At 73.2% G+C, this 4,417-nt stretch carries 5 protein-coding genes and 1 pseudogene; 4 read left to right on the top strand and 2 right to left on the bottom strand.

Going from position 1 to position 4,417, the window contains the following annotated elements:
* A pseudogene (locus tag AB0O29_RS34255) lies at window positions 1–675 on the top strand (hypothetical protein); the annotation flags it as partial.
* Window positions 676–711: 36 nt separating this feature from the next.
* On the top strand, window positions 712–1,251 hold the full coding sequence (locus AB0O29_RS34250) for a TIGR00730 family Rossman fold protein (protein WP_365159857.1): 540 nt from the start codon (window positions 712–714) through the stop codon (window positions 1,249–1,251).
* A 24-nt stretch (window positions 1,252–1,275) separates the two neighbouring features.
* Here AB0O29_RS34250 and AB0O29_RS34245 read toward each other — a convergent pair whose 3' ends face one another.
* Window positions 1,276–1,851, bottom strand: coding sequence for a helix-turn-helix domain-containing protein (locus AB0O29_RS34245; RefSeq protein WP_365159854.1), 576 nt, complete (start codon window positions 1,849–1,851; stop codon window positions 1,276–1,278).
* Window positions 1,852–1,920: 69 nt separating this feature from the next.
* Between AB0O29_RS34245 and AB0O29_RS34240 the strand changes: the two genes are divergently transcribed.
* Complete coding sequence (locus AB0O29_RS34240) at window positions 1,921–2,814, top strand: NADP-dependent oxidoreductase (protein ID WP_365159851.1); 894 nt, start codon at window positions 1,921–1,923, stop codon at window positions 2,812–2,814.
* Window positions 2,815–2,853: 39 nt separating this feature from the next.
* Here the strand turns inward: AB0O29_RS34240 and AB0O29_RS34235 are convergent, their stop codons facing one another.
* Complete coding sequence (locus AB0O29_RS34235; protein WP_365159848.1) at window positions 2,854–3,501, bottom strand: GNAT family N-acetyltransferase; 648 nt, start codon at window positions 3,499–3,501, stop codon at window positions 2,854–2,856.
* A 175-nt stretch (window positions 3,502–3,676) separates the two neighbouring features.
* On the opposite strand from AB0O29_RS34235, the gene AB0O29_RS34230 reads away from it, so the two are divergent.
* Window positions 3,677–4,417, top strand: a 741-nt coding sequence (locus tag AB0O29_RS34230; protein WP_365159845.1) for a siderophore-interacting protein, incomplete at its 3' end; no start/stop codon positions are given.

The raw sequence follows: 4,417 nt of genomic DNA, 5'->3' as shown, positions 1-4,417 counted from the left end.
CCCGAACCGCCCGGCACCGGGCCGGGCTCCGGCCCGGACGACGGCCAGCGCTCCCGTCCGGAGCCCGGGCCGGTGTGGTGGCGCCGCCGGGCGGGGGCGGCGGCCGCGACCCTGGCCGTCGGCGGCGCCGCCTGGGCCGCCGTCGCGTTCCTGCACCCCTTCGGCACCGGAGGCGGCGCAGGCGGCGCAGGCGGAACGGGAGGCACGGGCGCGTCCGGGGCGCGGGCGACCGCGAAGGCCGCCGCCTGGAGCGGGGACCCGTGCGACGTCACGAACTACACCCTCATCCAGGACCACCAGCTCACCAGCGTCGGGCAGGCCGGCGGCTTCACCAGCGGCTCCGAACGCGTGAAGACCTGTACCTGGAAGGTCGGGGCCGCGACGGTGGACAACGCCTCGACGCTGACGCTGGCCTACTCCACCGCCCCGTTCCACGTGATCACGGACCGCAAGGCACCGAAAAACTCGGCCGAGCTGGACCTGGACAAGCTCACCTCCGCCGAGGCCTACGTGGACCAGGAGGAGGACCGGTGCGAGGTCGACTGGCGGACACCCGGCGGATACGCCGCCGTCCTCCACTTCGACCCCAGCATCGGCGGCGCCTCGTGCTTGAGCGGCGCCCGGTTCGCCCAAGACCTGGCCCCCAGACTGGCCGCCGGAACGCAGACCCCCTGAGAGAACCGGAGCGGGCGGTACCACTACCGTGGTCTCGTGAACGTTTGCGTCTTCCTCTCCGCCGCCGACCTCGACGTGCGCTACACCGAGCCCGCCCGCCGGTTCGCCGAGCTCCTCGGCAAGGCCGGCCACACCCTCGTCTGGGGCGGCTCCGACACCGGTCTGATGAAGGTCGTCGCGGACGGAGTCAGCGGCGCGGGCGGACGGCTCTCGGGGGTCTCGGTCGACTTCCTGGCGGCCAAGGCGCGCCCGGTCACCGCCCCCGACGAGATGGTCTTCACCCACAGCCTGGCCGAGCGCAAGGCGACCCTCATGGAGCGGGCCGACGCGTTCGTGGTCATGGTGGGCGGCATGGGAACGCTCGACGAGGCGACCGAGATCCTGGAACTGAGGAAGCACGGCAGGACCACGAAGCCGGTCGTCCTGCTGAACACGGCCGGCTTCTACGAGGGCCTGCGCGAGCAGCTGCGCCGCATGGAGGCCGAGGGCTTCCTCCCGATCCCCCTGGCCGAGCTGGTGTTCATCGCCGACGAGCCGGCCGACGCGCTCTCATACCTGGAACGGACGAGCGCCTGACCCGACGGAACACGCCGCCCCGGCTCAAGGCGCGGTGACGTCCCAGGCCGCCCGGATCATCCGGAAGACCTCGTCCACGGCGGCTTCGGGATCGTCCGACCGGCAGGCCAGCGCGTAGGCGTCGACGGCGAACCGGGCCGTCGCCAGGCAGGCCGTCTTGCTCCGGGACAGGCGGGGGTCCGCAGCCAGCGCCGCCGCCAGCGCCTGCGCGTGACGCAGGCCCATCGACTCCTCGTACGCCCGCAGGGCGGGTGATCCCTCGATCATGCGCCGGACGGGAGCACTCCCCTCCGCCGTGCAGTGCCGTACCAGGGCCTGGACTTCGCCCTGCAGCGCAGGGATGAGCGGTTCGTGCGGAGGCCGGTCGGTCACCGCCCGGGTGAGGCGCTGCTCGAAATCCCGGTCGCGCTCGAAGACCAGGGCCTCCTTCGAGGCGAAGTGGGCGAAGACGGTGGTGACGGCCACATCGGCCTCGGCCGCCACGTCACGGATGCCCACCGCGTCGTACCCGCTCTCCAGGAACAGGCGCAGGGCGGTGTCGGCGATCTTCTGGCGTGTCGCGGCCTTCTTGCGCTCGCGGCGTCCGGACGGCTCGGTCATGCGCCGACGCTATCAGGTAGGAAACAACAACCGTTGTGAAACCCTAACGGTTAGTCCTATGTTCGTCCCATGAGGAAAATCAGCTTCGCCGAGTTCGGCGGTCCCGAGGTCCTGCGACTGGTGGAAGCGGAGGAGCCCCACGCGGGCCCCGGCCGCATACGCATCGCCGTGCGCGCCGCGGGCGTCAACCCCGTCGACTGGAGGATCCGGGAGGGCCAGGTCCTGGGAGCCCATCCGGTCCGCCTGCCCGCCGGGGTGGGCCTGGACGCCGCCGGGGTGGTGGACGAGGTCGGCGAGGGCGTCGAAGGAGTCTCGGTCGGCGACCGCGTGTTCGGTGAAGGCGCCGACACGTACGCCGAGTTCGCCGTGCTGTCGGCCTGGGCCCGGATGCCCGGGGGAGTGGACTTCGAGGAGGCGGCCGGATATCCGTCGGTGGTGGAGACCGCGTTGCGCGTCATCCGCGAGGTCGGTGTCCGAGCCGGGCAGACGCTGCTGGTCAGCGGCGCCTCCGGCGGCGTCGGGTCGGCGGTGCTGCAGATCGCCCGCGCGCGCGGCATCGCGGTGATCGGCACGGCCGGCAGTGCGAACCAGGACTACCTGCGCGGCCTGGGCGCCCTCGCCGCGACCTACCACGAGGGCTGGGTCGAGCGGGTGCGCCACCTGGGCCGGATCGACGCGGCCCTCGACCTCGCCGGCTCGGGCGTGATCCGCGAACTCGTCGAGCTGACGGGGGACCCGGGCAAGGTCGTCTCCATCGCCGACCTCGACGCGCCGCGGCTGGGTGTCCGGTTCTCCGGCGTGGCCGGGAGCGTGCCCGACGCGCTCGCCGAGGCCGTCGAACTCATCTCCCGGGGCATGCTCCACATCCCGGTCGAGAAGTCGTACCCGCTCGGCGAGGCGGCGGCGGCGCACGCCGACAGCCGCGCCGGCCACACCCGCGGACGCCGGGTCCTGGTCGTCTGACCCCCGGCCGCCCGCCGGCGGGGCCCTTGCGGCGAAGGGTCAGGAAGCCGGCTGCTGCCGCGGGACCCCCGCGGCCACCGGCGCCGGCAGGGGCTCCGGCCGGTCGAGGAAGGCGAGGACGGCCCGCTTCTCGGGCAGGTGGACCTCCGGCAGGTCGACCTCGGGGAGGGTGATCCCGCCCTGGCGGACGAAGCCGATCCGGCCCAGCAGGGCGAGGGCCTTGTCGTTGCGGGCGTCGGGTTCGGCGACGGCGCGCAGCGTGGCCGGGTCCCGGAAGAGGAAGCGGATCAGCGACCCGACCAGCGTGCGGCTGAAGCCGGGCCGGGGGCGTCCGGCGGCGGGCGCCAGCATGAGGTGCACCCCGATGTCGCCCTCGCGGACCTCGTAGCACTCGCCGACCCGGTCCTCGGCGGGCTCGTACGTCTGGAAGAGGGCCACCGGCTCCCCCTCCAGCCGGACCATGAAGGCGTGGTGCGTGTCGCGCCGGTCCACGTCCTCGTATATCTCCCGGACCAGTTCCCGGCTCGCGCCGTTCATCCCCCAGAACACGGCGCGTTCCTCGACGACCCAGGAGTGCAGGACGGCTGAGTCGGCGGCCGGGTCGACGGGCGTGAACCGTACGGTCCCGAACCCCTCGACGGTCTCGGCGTACGTGTCGGGGGTCGCGGTCGCGGAGGCGGGTCTCATGAGTGGCTTGTTCCGTTCGGTGGCAGGGGCCGGCCGGTGAAGGGCCGGCGAAAGGCGGAAGAAAGGCGGGCGGGCGGCACGGAGCGGCGGCCGGAAGGCGCGCAGACGTGCACCGCTCCCGTAGAAGTTAGGTTAGGCTGGCCTAAATATAACGGTCCGGGGAGGGGTCAGGAACATGGCGGTCACCAGGGGTTGGGAAGGCGTCGTCCTCAAGCTGCTGCGCGGCAAGGACTTCACGTTCACCGTCACGGACGCCGAACAGGTCACCGCGCACTACCGCCGCGTCCACTTCACGGACGGCGGCCTCCTCGCCGCGGCCGGCGACTCCCTGCACCCGACGATGTGGGTCCGCCTCTGGTTCGCCGACCACGGCAAACCGCATCAGCGCGCCTACACCCTCGTCGACCCGGACCCGGAATCCGGCACCTTCGCCGTGGAATTCGCCCTCCACGAAGGCATCGCCAGCGACTGGGCCCGCGCCGCGGCCCCGGGCGACACCATCGAGGCCACCGTCCAGGGCACCGGCTTCACCGCCCCCGCCCCCGCACCCGAGCGGCTCCTCGTGATCGGCGACCCGGCCTCGCTGCCCGCCGTCAACTCCCTCCTGGACGCCTACCCGCGGACCCCGGCGACCATCTGGTTCGAGACCCGGCACGAAGCCGACGCCGAACTGCCGTTCCGCACCGACCCGGACCGCCACGACGTCCGCCGCGTCCCGCGCGACGGCGACGGCGCCGGACTCGTCGAGCGGATCCGGGCGGAACTGCCGGCCCTCGCACCCGACCCCGAGACGGCGTACGTCTGGCTGGCCTGCGACACGGCGACCACCCGCACCCTCACCCACTACCTCCGCAAGGACCTCGGCCTGCCCCGGCAGCGCGTGCACGGCCTCGGCTACTGGCGCCCCACCGCCGCG

Origin of the sequence: Streptomyces sp. NPDC089915 (genome assembly GCF_040684675.1) — a bacterium.
Lineage (GTDB): Bacteria > Actinomycetota > Actinomycetes > Streptomycetales > Streptomycetaceae > Streptomyces.
This window is presented reverse-complemented; position numbering and strand designations above follow the sequence as displayed.